Raw genomic sequence first — 14,539 nt, 5'->3', positions numbered from 1 at the left:
AACATAATAGCGATGAAATTAAATATAGAAAGCTTGGTAAAATCACTTAAAGAGCAAATAAAAGATGTTAACTTCGAACCAGAAGTTACGGAAGTAGGATATGTTACAAGCGTAAGTGACGGTATAACAAAAGTGCAAGGACTAAGTTTAGTAGGATTTAACGAAGTCGTAGAGTTTGATTCAGGAGCTATTGGTATCGCAACAAACTTAGAAATGAACAATACAGGAGTGATGCTAATTAGCAAAGAACACAAAGTAAAGCAGGGGGAACAAGTACGTCGTACGAAAACATTCCCAAAAGCTCCAGTAGGGGAACAGCTATTAGGTAGGGTAATAGATCCTTTAGGCAATCCACTCGATGATAAAGGGCCAATAGAAGTACAGGAATACAGAAATATAGAAACTCCGGCACCAGGAATTATACAAAGACAAGGTGTATCTGCACCAATGTACACAGGCATAAAGGCTATCGATACTCTTTTTCCCATAGGAAGAGGGCAAAGAGAACTCATTATAGGAGATAGAAAGACTGGCAAAACTACAATAGCAATAGATTCAATAATAAATCAAAAAAATGTTCAAAACTTAGGAGAAGAACCAATACGCTGTATATATGTAGCCATTGGTCAAAAATGCTCTTCCGTTGCAAGAATAGTGCAACAGTTAAAAGATCATGACGCTATGAATTATACAACCGTAGTATCTGCAACAGAATCTGCAGCGTCGCAATTTTTAGCACCTTATTTCGGATGCGCTCTAGGAGAATTTTTTAGAGATTCTGGCAAACATGCGCTTGTGATATATGATGATTTAAGTAAACATGCAATAGCCTATAGGCAAATATCTTTATTAGCTAGACGTCCACCAGGTAGAGAAGCATATCCAGGAGATATATTCTTTATGCATTCTAAGTTACTAGAAAGAGCAGCTCAACTATCAGAAAAAGAAGGTGGAGGGTCATTAACTGCATTACCAATTGTAGAAACTCAAGCAGGAGATATATCATCGTATATACCAACAAACGTTATATCTATAACAGATGGTCAAATATTTTTGGAAGAAAATCTTTTCAATAGCGGTATAAAACCTGCTATCAATATAGGGTTATCAGTAAGTAGAGTAGGATACGCAGCCAGCATAAAAGCGACAAAACAGGTTGCATCATCCCTAAAGGTAAAACTAGCTCAATATAGGGAAATGGAAAATTTCACCAAATTTGGCTCTGATCTGAATGAAGATACAAAAAATATTCTTTTAAAAGGAAGGAAATTAATAGAATCTCTAAAACAAGATCAGCTGCAACCAATACCAATTCATAAGCAAGTTATAACTCTTTACGCTCACCATAGCGGCTACATAACATCTGTACCAACGGAGGAAATAAGCAATTTCGAAAAAGAATTGCTGCAACATATAGAAGATAAACATGAAAACATAGAGGTGATACTGAAAGAAGAAAAAGAAATATCAAAAAATACAGAAGGGAAATTAGATAAAATCATAAAGAATTTTTTGAAAAGCTTTTTATCGAACAATAATTAAAACCTCTACTTACACTTATGTCCAAGCTAAAACAAATAACAGCCAGAATAAAAAGTATCACGGAGATACGTAATATAACTGACACCGTCAGAATGATAGCGTCAATAGAGTTAGAAAGGTTTAAAAATCAAATTCTTTTGTCAAAAGAGTTCTTCAACAACGCAAAAAAAATAGCCTATAGGCTAGAAGAAAAAATTCTTCAAGCAAATCATAAACAACACAAAAAAAATACAAATTTAGCAATAGTTATAGGTAGCGATAAAGGACTTTGTGGAGGTTTTAATATAAAAACATTACATAATTTAAAGCAATTAAATAAGTCAGTGGAAAATTTACGATGCATATCCGTAGGATCTAAAATTTACTCTAAAACACAAAATATAGGCAGTTTTCTTTCTCCAAATGATCCAGAACAAGTGCTACAAGTAGCTACGTCCCTTACTAACACAATTTTAGATCTTGTAAGTGAAAACAACGTAACATGCTACCTCCTGTACAACGATTTTAAAAATTTTTCCACATCGGTGGCACAAGTACAAACGATCTTTCCGTTTACATTTGAAGAAAGAATAAAAAGTGACATAAAAAAGCTACCACAACTAGACGATAATGTCTTTATAGATAGAATATCTAACATTTACTTACAGTCGCTATTACATTACTCATTAATCTCCAGTAAAACTTCTGAGGTGGCTGCAAGAATGATTGCCATGGATAGTGCTTACAAAAACTCCAAGGATATGATAAAAGAAATGACGTTAAACTCCAATAAAATTAGACAAAAGCAGGTTACTCTTGAATTAATTGAGATTATCTCAGGAGCAATGCATACATGATTTAAAAATAACAGCAACTATGAAAGAGAAAAAAGGAACAATTGTACAAATAATTTCAGCAGTAGTAGACGTAAAGTTCCACGACAATTACTTACCTGAGATATTAACTGCCCTGCACTGTACCAGTAACAGTGGAAAAGTAACTTTAGAAGTAGCACAACACCTGGGAGATAATGTAGTGAGATGCGTGTCTATGCAGCCGACTGACGGTTTGTCCAGAGAAATGGAAGTAACATCCACAGATGAGCCGATCAGAGTTCCAGTAGGGAAACAAACGTTAGGAAGAATAATAAACGTAATAGGTGATCCTATAGATAACAAAGAGCCTTTGTCATTAAAAACTTCCAGCTCAATCTATAACAGCCCCCCGAATTTCTTGGCCCAAAAAACAAAACAAGAAGTCTTGGTAACTGGTATCAAAGCAATAGATTTGCTTGCTCCTTATTGCGTAGGAGGGAAAGTGGGACTATTCGGAGGAGCCGGTGTAGGCAAAACAGTGATAATAATGGAACTTATAAATAATATAGCAAAGTTATATGATGGATATACTGTTTTTGCAGGTGTAGGAGAAAGAACAAGAGAAGGTGCAGATCTATATAAAGAAATGATGGATTCTGGAGTCATAAATAAACAAAAAGTTAACGATTCTAGAGTAGCCTTAGTATATGGACAAATGAATGAGCCACCAGGGGCAAGATCACGCGTAGCTTTAACTGGTCTTACTATAGCAGAAACTTTTAGAGATATGGACGGAGGTCAAAATGTGCTGCTATTCATAGACAATATATTCCGCTTTATTCAAGCAGGAGCAGAAATGTCAACTATGCTCGGAAGAATTCCTTCTGCAGTCGGATATCAACCTACTCTAGCAACAGAAATGAGTTCTTTGCAAGAAAGAATTACCTCAACAAAAAGTGGATCAATTACTTCTATACAGGCTGTATATGTACCAGCTGACGATATAACAGACCCAGCTCCTGCCTCAGCATTTGCACACTTTGATTCATCTACAGTACTAAGTAGGCAAGTGGCAGAATTAGGAGTATATCCAGCAATCGATCCGTTGGCCAGTAGTTCAAGTATGCTTACAAAAGATATAGTAGGAACTGATCATTACGAAACCGCAGAAAGAGTAAGGAATATTCTACACTCTTACAAAGCATTGCAGGATATAATAGCAATACTTGGAGTAGACGAATTATCTGATGAAGATAAAATCACAGTATCGAGAGCAAGAAAGATTCAAAGATTTTTATCTCAACCATTTAGAAGTGCTGAAGTGTTCACAGGTATTGAAGGAAAAGTTGTACCACTGGAAGATACAATTTTTGGCTTTAAACAAATTCTCGATGGTAAATGCGATGATATTGAAGAATCGAAATTTAGCTTTATAGGGGGGATAGAAGAAATTAAAACTACCAAAAATACATAAACTTTAGAGTAGGCAAAACATGCTGCTGAATATATTCTCCTATCATAAATCCATAAATGAAACAAACATCAAACACATTATTGTAAGAGGCGTAGAAGGAGAGTTTTGCGTCATGCAGGAACATGAATCATTTTATGCATCAGTAAAAGACAGCATACTAGACATAAAAAAAGATAATGGCAAGAGTACATCTTACGCTGTAGTAGGATCTTGTCTCTGCGCTGTGGGAGGTAGCAAAGTAACAATTTTTTCTGAACTTTTGTATCCAGTAGATAGCTCCTCTATAATGACGTGCAAAAAAAAATTACAAACCCTTCATGATCAACAAAAAAATGGAAAAGAGGTCAGTCATGCTATAACTCTGCATAAGAACATGCTATTAGTATTGGAGTATAAAAAGTCTCTATAAAATAACTTTACGAAAAACTGACATAAGTGCTATTTCTTCAAATATAGACTTATTTACGCAAAACTTCTACAATAGCTATCCTTCTTAATACAAGAACTACACAAGTTTAAACTCGGTTGATAAAAACATGACAAGAGACAAATCTCAGGAGTTACACAAAAAGGTACTTTTCTCTCTTTTTATATTGTGCGTATGTAGATTGGGATCTCACATTCCTATACCAGGTATAGATGGAATAGCCTTACAAGAATTTACCTCTAAACATCAAGGAGGTATATTAGGAATGTTGGATATTCTATCTGGAGGGTCGTTGAGTAGAATGTCAATATTTGCGTTAGCAATCATACCTTACATTACGGCATCTATAATAACGCAGATACTATCTTTCGCCTATCCCTCCATAAAAGAATTGCAAAAAGAAGGAGAGAGAGGTAGAAAAAAATTAGGGCAAATAACAATAGCTATAACAACGTTAATTGCAACAGGACAAGCATATGCAATAGCAACAGGGTTAGGACACTTAGGAGACATAGTAGTGATACAAAATTCTACAATATTTATTTCCTCCACCATTATCACACTACTAACTGGTACAATGTCGCTGATATGGTTAGCGGACCAAGTGGGCAAATATGGTCTTGGAAACGGATCATCCTTGATTATCTTTACAGGTATAGTCACATCAATACCAGAAGGTACCATCAGAGCATTTGAATTATGCAGAACAGGAGCAGTAGATATAACTGCATTGCTATTTTTAATAATGGCAGTATCAATAGTGTTATCGTTAATTATTTTTGTAGAACAATCATACAGAAAAATACCTATTTATTATCCAAAAAGACAAATGGGTAATAAACTGTATGGAGGTGAAAAAACATACCTACCAATGAAAATCAACGCAGCCGGTGTAATACCTCCAATATTTGCCGGTACAATTTTGTTATCTCCTGTCAGTGTACTCAATTTTACTCAGCCAAGTACAAAATTTGCACAATGGTTACTGGTAAATTTAGGGCATGGTAAACCTCTTTTTACCCTATTGTACATGGCGTTGATAATATGCATGAGCTTTATCTATACATCAGTATCAATTAATTTAGAGGATACCTCAGAAAATTTAAGAAAACATGGAGCATACGTACCAGGTAGACGTCCTGGCAGTAATACAACTGAATTTTTTCTAGATGTTTCACATAAATTAACATTTATAGGGGCAACCTACTTATGCATAATATGCATATTACCAGAAACCATAACGGGCAAAATTGCACCATCTTTGTATTTTAGTGGAACAAGTGTATTGATAGTTGTAAACGTAGTGTTAGATACTATGACTCAAATCCAGACGTTCATGTTCAATAAAAAATATGAATCTGTCGTGAAAAAAATGCGGATAAAATAAAATGATAATAATACTCTTAGGTCCACCTGGTGTTGGTAAAGGAACACAAGCCAGACTCATCAAACAACATTTCTCAATTGAGAATCTATCCGCAGGTGATCTTTTAAGAGATTTTGCCAAAAAAAACAAAGACACCGAGATACAAAAGATACTTGACTCTGGAGAACTACTACCAGCAAGCGTTGTCAATGAAATAATAAAAGACAATTTACAAAAAGTTAATAAAAACGTCATACTAGATGGGTACCCAAGAAGCATGATGCAGGTAAAGTTTCTATTAGAACATTTTGACCAAAAAAACTTATCAGTAATACATTTCTTTACAAATCATCATAACTTAAACGCCAGAATAGAAGGAAGAATAAATTGCACCTATTGTGGAGAAATATACAACAAGTTTACAAACGAGCTTAATGAAGACAAGTGTGTCAAGTGTGGCAAAAAACAACTATCCGCAAGGGCAGATGATAATCAAGTTTCTTTACAAAATCGACTGTCAGCATACACAGAAAATACTTTGCCTGTAATACAATATTTTAGACAAATAGACAAAGTGTACGACATCGATGCTAGCGCAGACATAGAAATAGTTTTTAAAGAAATTTCTAAAATATTAAAAACGATTTTGAGCTAACAATTTTGAGCTAACAAAGTCATGATATACGTCTGAGCACCAATATTGACTACAGCATGTCTCTCTGTTAGAATCATCCGCTGTGGTGGTCTCTCTATAGAGGGGCTAGTTGTATAAATCCTAGTGTTTGGATTGCAAATTAATTTAATTAATAAAGGATAGATGAGTGGCACGGATAGCTAACGTCAATATACCTCATAAAAAAAGAGTAATAATAGCTTTAACATATGTGTACGGCATAGGGTCAACTTTCGCCAGTAAGATATGCGCTGAAGCCAATATACCTCTTGCAAAAAGGGTACATGAACTATCAGAAGACGAGCTTAGTCGTCTAAGACAATTGATAGAGTCACAATACAAAGTTGAAGGGGAGTTGCGTAGAGAGGTCAGCATGAATATAAAGAAGAAAAAAGATATAAAATGCTACCAAGGATTAAGGCATTTAAGAAAACTTCCTGTCAGAGGGCAAAATACCAAATCCAATGCAAGAACATGGAAGGGAAGAGCTGTAGCCATAGCAGGTAAGAAAAAAGCTTCTGCCAAAAAGTAAAAAATTAACAGTGCTTAGACAATATTTATATACGTAATAGCCTATGAATAAACATTCAGGGTCCCAGGCCAAAAAAAAGAAAAAAAGAGGCCCTGCTTTGGGCATAGTTCATATACAAACTACTTTCAACAATACTATAGTCACTTTTTCTGACGTGCAAGGTAATGTGTTGGTTTCCTCTAGCGCAGGAAAAAGTCACTTCAAAGGGACTAAAAAATCCACGCCTTATGCTGCTCAGGTGACAGTAGAGGCGGCTGCAAAAGAAGCGAAAGACATTGGCTTTCAGACTCTCTCTATTCATGTCAATGGCGCAGGATCACAAAGAGAAGCAGCATTAAGGGCAATGTTCAATCAGCCATTTGTAATCACTCAGATAGTCGACACATCTAAGTTACCTCATAATGGTACCAGACCACCCAAAAGAAGAAGAAATTAAAGTATAAAAAGTATAATTTATCGTACAATAAATATGTCACTGAATAAAAATTGGACTGCTCTTATAAAACCAGAAAAGTTTGTACTTGAGAAAGTTTCATGCAATACAGCAAAAGTAGTAATATCTCCGTTAGAGAAAGGGTTTGGTGTCACAATAGGTAATGCACTTAGAAGAGTTTTACTGTCTTCTATACAAGGATACGCTATAGTTGGGGTAAGAATTCCTGGTGCAACGCATGAATTTGCTTCAATACCGGAAATCAAAGAAGATATGATGGAGATAATTCTGAATCTAAAGTCCGTCAATTTATCTATCGAAAATCAAGAGCAATTGTATGTTACATGTACTGTACAAGGTCCTTGTGATGTTAAAGCATCTGTCTTTGAAGAAAATGGTGTTAAGGTCTTCAATCCAGATCAACATATCTGTACCGTAACAGGTAATACAGAAATACAAATTGGGGTTTTATGCCGTAGGGGTCATGGTTATGTACCTGCTGAATCTTTTTACCAGAAAGATATTGAGCTAGCTCAAAAAGTTGTATGGATTGATGCATTGTTTAGTCCAATACACAAAGTTGCTTTTAAGGTATCAAGTGTTCGTGTTGGTCAAAAGATGGATTATGACAAACTTACGCTTGATATAGAATCAGATGGATCAGTAGATCCTGAGATGGCTGTTGGTCTTGCAGCTAAAATTTTACAAGAGCAGTTACAAACTCTTATACCGTTTGATACACAAGATTCTGATAAACAAGAGAAAAGTCAGCAAAAGCTACAATTTAGCCATGCTCTTTTGAAAAAAGTAGAAGAGCTAGATATGTCTGTAAGATCTCATAATTGCCTAAAGAATGCTAATATAGTATACGTAGGTGATCTTGTTACAAAAACAGAGGCAGAGATGTTAAAGACTCCAAATTTTGGCAGAAAGTCTTTAAGCGAAATTAAGGAAATGTTATCAGTGCTAGAATTGGATTTTGGTATGAGTGTGCCTACATGGCCGCCCGCAAACTTAGAGGAATTAGCTAAGAAGCACAAAGAAAATAATTTTTAAGCGGTAGTATGAGACATAAGATAGGATTAAAAAAGCTTAATAGAACAACAAGTCACAGACTTGCTATGCTAACGAACATGGCGGATGCGCTAATAATGAATGAGCAAATTAAGACAACTATTCCTAAAGCCAAAGCTTTAAGACCATATCTAGAAAAATTAGTCACAAAGGCTAAAGTTAACACTCTTCAAATAAGAAGAAAATTACTATCATTGATATCTGAACAATCTACAAATAAGTTGCTTGATGTTTTAGGACCAAGATATGCAAAAAGGCCAGGAGGGTATTTGCAAATTATACGTGCAGGTTTTAGGTACGGTGATAGCGCCGCAATGGCATACATACAGTTTGTTGATAGAGATAAAAAAGAAAAAGGGAAATACAACAACGAGAATCAGAGCCTTGTGCAGAAAAAAGTAAACCAATAAAAGCATTATATAAGTAGAAAAATGGCAAAAGAAGACAAAAAAATTAATTTTGGTGACTATCCTTCATCTAGAAAAGCAGCGCGTAAATCTTTGAGAAAAAATGCCATAAACAAGATGAGAATCAGTAAAATCAAAACGGCTGTAAAGAAAGTACTTAAGGCACATGAAAAAACGAGTAGTATCCGTGAAGATTTTATAAATGCTCAAAAACTTATTATGAGCGGTACTTCAAAAAAAGTTATTAGTATGAATAAGGCATCTAGAACAGTTAGCGCAATGGCAAGGAAGTTAAAGCTACTAAATTCTGCTCAGATGAGCAAATCTTAACGCATATTTGCTCATCATCAATACTTAGCAATCTCTGCTCAATACGTTTTTAGAAAAATCTGTCTTTTTTATCAGTTGTATCTTTTTTACTAAAAAAGATCTTTTTAAAGATATTCTCCAAACTCATGCTATTTATTTCGATAGATTCTATATTAACATCCAAGGAGCTTATATATTTGATAAAAGACGTAACTTCGGATCTACTACACTCTGCAGTCAACAGCTTACCATCATCTTTCAGACAAATATTTTTATAACTAGATAACGTACCATCTAACGTCACTGGAGAATCAAATCTTACAGTTGCTTCACTACAACTTAATTTCCATAACTCCTCCTTTGTATAATGAGTAGCTGGCGTACAGCCATCTTTTATAAAAATAAAACTATCACATAATTCCTGAGCCTCATACAAATAATGCGTGGTTAACAGTACTGTCACTCCCTGAGATTTTAATTGCCTTACGTACTTCCACAACTTTTCTCTTAACTCAACATCTACACCGGCAGTAGGTTCGTCCAACACCAAAATTTTAGGCGAATGTACAAGTGCTTTTGCAACAAGCAAACGTCTTTTCATACCACCAGACAATTGCCTTGCAGTCGAATTTTTTTTATCATACAAATCTAAAACCTGAAGAATGTGATCAGTCTTTCTATCACCACTCTTTATTCCATAGTATCCAGCATATATCTCTAATAATTCTCTTACAGAAAAAAATACGTCCAAATTAAGTTCTTGAGGTACTACACCTATCATTCTTTTTGCAGCAAAAGTCTGTGTATCTATATCAAAACCGAAAATTTTAACAGAACCTGAAGTTTTGACAACGCTACCTGCAAGAATATTAATCAAAGTAGATTTTCCTGCGCCATTAGGTCCTAAAATAGCACAACAGCTGCCCTTTAATATCTCTATATTAACATCCGTAAGCGCATCAACACATCTACCACCTTCACCTTTATATTTTTTACATAAACTACTAATTTGTATCGCAACACGATCATCAAAATTTTGACTTTGCATTTTCTATCATTAACCCTAAACTGAATACCGAACCACGACTATAACATATAAAGCATTACAGAAACATATATGAACTTCTGCGACATTATAACTTTGAAAATAAAAAGTGGTACCGGAGGCAACGGGGTAATACGATTTAGAAGAGAAAAATTCCTTCCTAAAGGAGGTCCAAATGGTGGAAATGGTGGAAAAGGTGGAGATGTAATAATTGTAGCAGATGATAATCTAACATCTTTAGAATATTACAAGTACAATAGAAATCTTAGTGCAAGTAACGGACAAGCTGGTAAATCAAATAACGCAACTGGTAAAAATGGTGCAAATCTTTACCTACATGTACCTTTAGGTACTCAAATATTTGACACAATAACAGATTCTTTGTTATTTGATATTGTTGATATAAAAACACCAATAACAATTTTAAAAGGTGGCAATGGAGGTATAGGTAACTCCTGTTTTAAATCATCAACTAATAAAGCTCCAAGAATCGCAACAGAGGGGCATAAAGGTCAAGAAACAACAATCACACTAAATCTAAAACTTTTGTCAGATATAGCATTAATAGGTCTACCTAATTCTGGAAAATCAACATTTTTAGCTAATATAACATCTGCAAAACCCCGAATTACTAATTACCCCTTTGCAACAGTAATTCCACAAATAGGATGCTTATATAAAAATTATGCAAAGTACGTAATAATAGATATGCCAAGCATCACAGAATCGTTATTAGGCCACCTCCCTGGACATTTAAAACATATAGAGCGCTCTAAAATACTTATCTACGTTATAGATGCCTCTACAACAAACACTTATAATACATACCAAAAAATCCAGAATACATTACAACAGTACTTTAAAAATAAGCCTATACCACCTTGCATATTATGCCTTAGTAAAACTGACTTAATAGATAAAAAAAGTTTAATCGAAGAGTCAGAAAGACTATCTAAATTAACTAAGAAAAAAGTATTTAGTATTAGTACACAAAATACAATAAGTTTTGATGAAGCTACTCTATATGCAATAGATTTAATACAAAACAGTTCTAAGACAAAGTAACATTATTAAATTTTTCTACATAGAATTTGTTTTCATCTCTCATATCTATGACTCTTATACTTTTATCATTTAAAACACCTTCTGAATATAACTGACCAAGATATCGCCATGCATTATCAAATCTTTTTTCCGGCATTTTGACTAAAATGTCCCCTATAAACAAATCCCATCTCCTTTTCCCTTGTATAACTGCATATTTAACTTCATGTAACAATGTAGGATTATTTTCCATATCTTGAATAAGCTGATAAACATAAAAATTGGCACTTTTGCCAACCACATGCAATAAATGACCGTACTTATCGGTAAGTCCATCAATATCAAAAATTCTACCATCCTTATCAACTAAGTAATGCTTATATTGATACTGCCAAATTGCTATTGGCACCCTTTCTACCACTTTAATAACTATGGTATCAGGCAATCTTCTCCGTACACTACACTTTGCCACCCAGCGATTACAAGAAACCTTATCCAAGACTTTTTTTAAGTCAATTCTAAAAATTGGGTACTCTTTGTCATACTCAACAAAAGCCTTTACATCTTTTATAGGTATATTATTTCTACCATAGACAATCACGCCACGTAGTACAAAACCATTATTTATCAAAAAACTTTCACAAAATTTTTGCATATTACCCCTATAACTTCTGCACGATGGCAAAGAAAATAGCGCAATAATACAAATAAAAGAAATAAAAAATGCTAACTTAAAAAAGAGCCTACTATACACATAGACTTTACGTATCCAAAACACAGGCGTCCAAACAAAATTTAGTCAACACCAGCACTATTAAGTATTCTGACAACTAATTCAGAAAAATCTATACCAACCATTTGTGCAATTTCAGGACATATAGATAAAGGTGTCATACCAGGGTGTGTATTACCTTCGAGAAAGTAACTTTTATCTTGAGTACTATTATAGATAAACTCAAACCTTACAATTCCTTTACAATTCATGAAACTGTATATCTTTGTACTTACATCAAAAATATTTGATCTTTCTTTCTCTGTGATGTCAACATCATGAATATGAAGAGCCAAACCATCCGTGTATTTAGTCTCATAATCATAAAATCTTTTTTTTATAGGACGAGTTTCTAAGATCCCTAAAACTTCTCCATCTAAAACAGCAGAATGTATCTCTTGACCTTCAATATATTCTTCCACAAGAGCAACATCGCCATAAAAAAAGTCATAATTTTCTATACTGTAATCATCACCCGAAAACACTACTTCCACCCCTAAACTAGACCCTTGAGCTATAGGTTTGATAACATATGGAAACTGAAAAGATGTACTCTTATTATTAATATCCACCAACTCTGCTTTAGGTGTAATAATTCCAAGTTCGTTACACATAGATTTAGTAACATCTTTATAAAAACCTAAAACAGACGCTCTTACACCAGAATGAGTGTAAGGCAAATCTATAGAATTTAATATACTAGGAATACAACCGTCTTCTCCATAAGTCCCATGTAAACAATTATATACAACATCATAATTAGAATTTTTTAACAAAAATTCTTGTATATCAATACCTACATCAACTACGGTAACGCCATAACCAAGCTGCACTAGTGCCTCTACCACTCCCTTAGAAGAAATTTTGGAAATATCTCTTTCGAACGACATACCACCATGCAGCACTAACACTTTTGCTTTATCACCTGCATACTTGTCTGTAATAACAGATTTATGCTGTCCTTTTACATTACTATGATATTTCCTTTTTTGATCAGATAAGCTATCAACTTTCATTTTCCTTTTTTATCATACAGTTATAGGCTTTTCCCAAAGTAGATACTCCATACATCCACATACCCACAACAAGCAAAAATAGCATCATCAAAGGTAGCGCAATATCATCGTAGTCAGATCTTGGAAAAAGAGAAAACAAAGAAAATTGCACACCAGAACCAAAAGCTCTGCCTAACTTAGGACCAAACATGTCAACAGAAGCCTTGCCTTTTGTTTTCCATTCGTCACAAAGAGGCACATACGCCATCTCTTTTGTTGCATCAAAAAGAGAATATTTTACAGCTTTACTTAAAATATTCTGAAAAGCTCCTACGATAACTATAAAGCCTAAAGTAGATAATCCCAATACAGCAAAAGAAATACCGAAATAATACTGCAACAATACGGAACAGAAAAAAATACTTCCCATAATTGCAAAAATTCCAGGAGTGATGATCGCAGAATAAAACCATCCCAATCCTCGTATCATGTATCCCCCAGCAATAGAGCAAATAAACGTGAATATACCAGTACAGAATGATACCATCGCGTTGTATCTCATAACCTCTGTAGCAGTGTGATAATACTTTCGAATTTTAAACAAAAGTATCCCTTCAGTTAAATTAATTGCCAAACTATACGATATTACAATTATACATAAGGCACGCAGATATTTTGAATTGAATAACATTTTTATACTATCTCTTAACCCTAATCTAAAATACTCTTTCGCACCTCCAACACAGATATATAGGCAAGGATTTTTGGTAATATCCTTCTCTATCATTTTGTGCAGTAAAGCGCTTGTTATTCCGCATATAACTACAAATGATAACAACACGTTGAGTCGTGATTCGAAATTATTACCTATAACTAAACTAGATAAGAACGTATTATCCTTCGTCACATACTCTATTATCAAAAATGCAACAAGTAGATTTGTCTGTCCTATTAGACTTAGACTTGGATAAAATCTATAAGATTGCTCAGTAAGCGTAGTACTGTTCACCAACTGCCAAAATAGAAGAGAAAATACAATTACTGGCCACAATTCACCAACTACGTAAAATGAAACTATAATCCAATTAGACCATAAAGCTATAAACCATTTCCAATGCGGGTGTATGGAAACATAATGCTCAGTAACCAATTGAGATGGCTGTAATAACTCCAAATGAGGAAACAATAAAACCAAAAATAAGAAAAAATATAGTATAAATATATACAATACTATTCTGAAAGTTTTATGTGGACCAAAATAATTGCATAACCTCGTATATAAAAATACAAAAACCACGCTACAAGGCAATTCAACCCATAACTTAATAAAACTGATAGCTTCAGCGCCTATATACGTGACAGTAATGGCATCTTTGATATTGCGTACTATATTTTGATTCAGAAGTATAGTAAACATCAGGGAAGACATCATAATAAACTTTTTCTTTTCTTCAGCCTTAATAGGAAAAAAAGCTTTAGAAAAAAAATTGTTCATAATAAGAGAAGTGAAACGTAGAGATTAAAGAAATTTAGCACAGTACACCCTGGTGATTATCTCATAAAAGTACTAACAAAATGTTTATACAAATATAATTTTTGTTGTAAAACTTTCCTTTTATCAGGAGTAGAATCGTTAATGTATCATATTTTAT

16 protein-coding genes are annotated in these 14,539 nt (G+C 34.1%); 12 read left to right on the top strand and 4 right to left on the bottom strand.

Annotated features, from left to right (window positions below; all coding sequences use genetic code 11):
• Nucleotides 1–12 precede the first annotated feature (12 nt).
• From atpA to rpsT, 11 genes are all read left to right on the top strand, one after another.
• Complete coding sequence (gene atpA, locus FZC37_RS00965; protein WP_148951870.1) at nucleotides 13–1,542, top strand: F0F1 ATP synthase subunit alpha; 1,530 nt, start codon at nucleotides 13–15, stop codon at nucleotides 1,540–1,542.
• Between the two features lie 17 nt (nucleotides 1,543–1,559).
• The gene (locus FZC37_RS00960; RefSeq protein WP_148951869.1) at nucleotides 1,560–2,378 is read left to right on the top strand and encodes a F0F1 ATP synthase subunit gamma; all 819 of its coding nucleotides are present in this window, start codon (nucleotides 1,560–1,562) and stop codon (nucleotides 2,376–2,378) included.
• A gap of 19 nt (nucleotides 2,379–2,397) precedes the next feature.
• On the top strand, nucleotides 2,398–3,810 hold the full coding sequence (atpD, locus tag FZC37_RS00955) for a F0F1 ATP synthase subunit beta (RefSeq protein WP_148951868.1): 1,413 nt from the start codon (nucleotides 2,398–2,400) through the stop codon (nucleotides 3,808–3,810).
• Between the two features lie 19 nt (nucleotides 3,811–3,829).
• Nucleotides 3,830–4,219 (top strand): hypothetical protein, encoded by a 390-nt coding sequence (locus FZC37_RS00950; protein ID WP_148951867.1) that lies wholly within the window; start codon nucleotides 3,830–3,832, stop codon nucleotides 4,217–4,219.
• 127 nt (nucleotides 4,220–4,346) lie between these two features.
• On the top strand, nucleotides 4,347–5,624 hold the full coding sequence (secY, locus tag FZC37_RS00945; protein ID WP_148951866.1) for a preprotein translocase subunit SecY: 1,278 nt from the start codon (nucleotides 4,347–4,349) through the stop codon (nucleotides 5,622–5,624).
• A 1-nt stretch (nucleotide 5,625) separates the two neighbouring features.
• Nucleotides 5,626–6,258, top strand: a complete 633-nt coding sequence (locus FZC37_RS00940; protein WP_148951865.1) for an adenylate kinase family protein — start codon at nucleotides 5,626–5,628, stop codon at nucleotides 6,256–6,258.
• A gap of 166 nt (nucleotides 6,259–6,424) precedes the next feature.
• The gene (gene rpsM / locus FZC37_RS00935) at nucleotides 6,425–6,808 is read left to right on the top strand and encodes a 30S ribosomal protein S13 (RefSeq protein ID WP_148951864.1); all 384 of its coding nucleotides are present in this window, start codon (nucleotides 6,425–6,427) and stop codon (nucleotides 6,806–6,808) included.
• Nucleotides 6,809–6,851: 43 nt separating this feature from the next.
• Nucleotides 6,852–7,244 carry a 30S ribosomal protein S11 gene (rpsK, locus tag FZC37_RS00930; RefSeq protein WP_148951863.1) on the top strand — a complete coding sequence of 131 codons (393 nt, stop codon included), beginning with the start codon at nucleotides 6,852–6,854 and terminating at the stop codon, nucleotides 7,242–7,244.
• Between the two features lie 33 nt (nucleotides 7,245–7,277).
• Nucleotides 7,278–8,297, top strand: a complete 1,020-nt coding sequence (locus FZC37_RS00925; protein ID WP_148951862.1) for a DNA-directed RNA polymerase subunit alpha — start codon at nucleotides 7,278–7,280, stop codon at nucleotides 8,295–8,297.
• Nucleotides 8,298–8,305: 8 nt separating this feature from the next.
• Nucleotides 8,306–8,725 carry a 50S ribosomal protein L17 gene (gene rplQ / locus FZC37_RS00920; RefSeq protein ID WP_148951861.1) on the top strand — a complete coding sequence of 140 codons (420 nt, stop codon included), beginning with the start codon at nucleotides 8,306–8,308 and terminating at the stop codon, nucleotides 8,723–8,725.
• A 21-nt stretch (nucleotides 8,726–8,746) separates the two neighbouring features.
• On the top strand, nucleotides 8,747–9,052 hold the full coding sequence (gene rpsT, locus FZC37_RS00915) for a 30S ribosomal protein S20 (protein WP_148951860.1): 306 nt from the start codon (nucleotides 8,747–8,749) through the stop codon (nucleotides 9,050–9,052).
• Between the two features lie 49 nt (nucleotides 9,053–9,101).
• On the opposite strand, the gene FZC37_RS00910 is transcribed toward rpsT, so the two are convergent.
• Complete coding sequence (locus tag FZC37_RS00910) at nucleotides 9,102–10,079, bottom strand: ABC transporter ATP-binding protein (RefSeq protein ID WP_148951859.1); 978 nt, start codon at nucleotides 10,077–10,079, stop codon at nucleotides 9,102–9,104.
• A gap of 69 nt (nucleotides 10,080–10,148) precedes the next feature.
• Between FZC37_RS00910 and obgE the strand changes: the two genes are divergently transcribed.
• The gene (gene obgE / locus FZC37_RS00905; protein WP_148951858.1) at nucleotides 10,149–11,141 is read left to right on the top strand and encodes a GTPase ObgE; all 993 of its coding nucleotides are present in this window, start codon (nucleotides 10,149–10,151) and stop codon (nucleotides 11,139–11,141) included.
• Here the strand turns inward: obgE and FZC37_RS00900 are convergent.
• The 3 genes from FZC37_RS00900 to FZC37_RS00890 all read right to left on the bottom strand — a co-directional run bounded on the left by FZC37_RS00900 (nucleotide 11,128) and on the right by FZC37_RS00890 (nucleotide 14,382).
• Complete coding sequence (locus tag FZC37_RS00900) at nucleotides 11,128–11,775, bottom strand: cell division protein FtsQ/DivIB (protein ID WP_148951857.1); 648 nt, start codon at nucleotides 11,773–11,775, stop codon at nucleotides 11,128–11,130. The genes obgE and FZC37_RS00900 overlap by 14 nt on opposite strands.
• 140 nt (nucleotides 11,776–11,915) lie before the next feature.
• Nucleotides 11,916–12,908, bottom strand: coding sequence for a D-alanine--D-alanine ligase (locus FZC37_RS00895; RefSeq protein WP_148951856.1), 993 nt, complete (start codon nucleotides 12,906–12,908; stop codon nucleotides 11,916–11,918).
• Complete coding sequence (locus tag FZC37_RS00890; protein ID WP_148951855.1) at nucleotides 12,898–14,382, bottom strand: Npt1/Npt2 family nucleotide transporter; 1,485 nt, start codon at nucleotides 14,380–14,382, stop codon at nucleotides 12,898–12,900. The genes FZC37_RS00895 and FZC37_RS00890 overlap by 11 nt, the downstream gene beginning before the upstream one ends.
• Between the last annotated feature and the right edge of the window lie 157 nt (nucleotides 14,383–14,539).

Origin of the sequence: Candidatus Sneabacter namystus, from assembly GCF_008189685.1 — a bacterium.
Lineage (GTDB): Bacteria > Pseudomonadota > Alphaproteobacteria > Rickettsiales > Rickettsiaceae > Sneabacter > Sneabacter namystus.
The sequence above is the reverse complement of the archived record's forward strand: the minus strand, read 5'-3'. Positions and strand labels throughout refer to the sequence as shown.

Excerpts from the sequence above, each read along its gene's own strand:
- FZC37_RS00900 (WP_148951857.1), bottom strand. The coding sequence starts at position 11,775 with ATGCAAAAATTTTGTGAAAGTTTTTTGATAAATAATGGTTTTGTACTA.
- rpsK (WP_148951863.1), top strand. The coding sequence starts at position 6,852 with ATGAATAAACATTCAGGGTCCCAGGCCAAAAAAAAGAAAAAAAGAGGC.
- FZC37_RS00960 (WP_148951869.1), top strand. The coding sequence starts at position 1,560 with ATGTCCAAGCTAAAACAAATAACAGCCAGAATAAAAAGTATCACGGAG.
- FZC37_RS00890 (WP_148951855.1), bottom strand. The coding sequence starts at position 14,382 with ATGAACAATTTTTTTTCTAAAGCTTTTTTTCCTATTAAGGCTGAAGAA.
- secY (WP_148951866.1), top strand. The coding sequence starts at position 4,347 with ATGACAAGAGACAAATCTCAGGAGTTACACAAAAAGGTACTTTTCTCT.
- FZC37_RS00895 (WP_148951856.1), bottom strand. The coding sequence starts at position 12,908 with ATGAAAGTTGATAGCTTATCTGATCAAAAAAGGAAATATCATAGTAAT.
- atpA (WP_148951870.1), top strand. The coding sequence starts at position 13 with ATGAAATTAAATATAGAAAGCTTGGTAAAATCACTTAAAGAGCAAATA.
- rplQ (WP_148951861.1), top strand. The coding sequence starts at position 8,306 with ATGAGACATAAGATAGGATTAAAAAAGCTTAATAGAACAACAAGTCAC.
- obgE (WP_148951858.1), top strand. The coding sequence starts at position 10,149 with ATGAACTTCTGCGACATTATAACTTTGAAAATAAAAAGTGGTACCGGA.
- FZC37_RS00925 (WP_148951862.1), top strand. The coding sequence starts at position 7,278 with ATGTCACTGAATAAAAATTGGACTGCTCTTATAAAACCAGAAAAGTTT.
- FZC37_RS00940 (WP_148951865.1), top strand. The coding sequence starts at position 5,626 with ATGATAATAATACTCTTAGGTCCACCTGGTGTTGGTAAAGGAACACAA.
- atpD (WP_148951868.1), top strand. The coding sequence starts at position 2,398 with ATGAAAGAGAAAAAAGGAACAATTGTACAAATAATTTCAGCAGTAGTA.
- rpsT (WP_148951860.1), top strand. The coding sequence starts at position 8,747 with ATGGCAAAAGAAGACAAAAAAATTAATTTTGGTGACTATCCTTCATCT.
- FZC37_RS00910 (WP_148951859.1), bottom strand. The coding sequence starts at position 10,079 with ATGCAAAGTCAAAATTTTGATGATCGTGTTGCGATACAAATTAGTAGT.
- FZC37_RS00950 (WP_148951867.1), top strand. The coding sequence starts at position 3,830 with ATGCTGCTGAATATATTCTCCTATCATAAATCCATAAATGAAACAAAC.